The sequence below is a fragment of the Halorubrum sp. SP9 genome, assembly GCF_005435015.1.
Lineage (GTDB): Archaea > Halobacteriota > Halobacteria > Halobacteriales > Haloferacaceae > Halorubrum > Halorubrum sodomense.
The window spans coordinates 1-551 of the sequence record NZ_SGXU01000289.1; the positions used below are offsets into that span (position 1 = coordinate 1).

Annotated in this window: 1 pseudogene; it reads left to right on the forward strand. The window is 67.2% G+C overall.

Features of this window, described 5'->3' with window-relative positions:
• Positions 1 to 551, forward strand: a pseudogene (locus EXE45_RS17575) (PAS domain-containing protein); the annotation flags it as partial.

Sequence of the window (551 nt, forward strand, 5' to 3'; positions counted from 1 at the left end):
TGAGCGACGACGCCGTCGGCCCGGACGGCTCGGTCGAGGGCGCGAACATCTGGGACTCGGTCCCGGAGTCGAGAGAAACCGTGTTCTACGAGCAGTACCGCCGCGCCATGGAGACCCAGGAGCCGGTCTCGTTCGACTCCTACTACGAGCCGCTCGACACGTGGTTCAACGCGCGTGCGTTCCCGTCGGACGAGGGGCTCTCCGTCTACCTCCTCGACGTCACCGAGCGACGCGAGTTGGAGCAGCGTCAGGAGGAGAGCCTCCGCGCCATCCAGCGGCTGTACGCGGTGTCGTCCGACCAGGACCGCACGTTCGAGGCGAAGGTCGCAGAGATACTGACGATCGGCTGCGAGTACCTCGACCTCCCGAACGGCTTCCTCACGCGGATCGAGGACGACACCCAGCACATCGAGGTCTCGCACGCCAGCCACCCCCTGTTACAGCCCGGCGAGACGTGTCCCCTCGACGAGGCGTACTGTAAGCGGACGTTCGAACGCGACCAGCTCCTGACGATCGTCGACGCCTCGGCGGAGGGGTGGGGCGGCGATCCC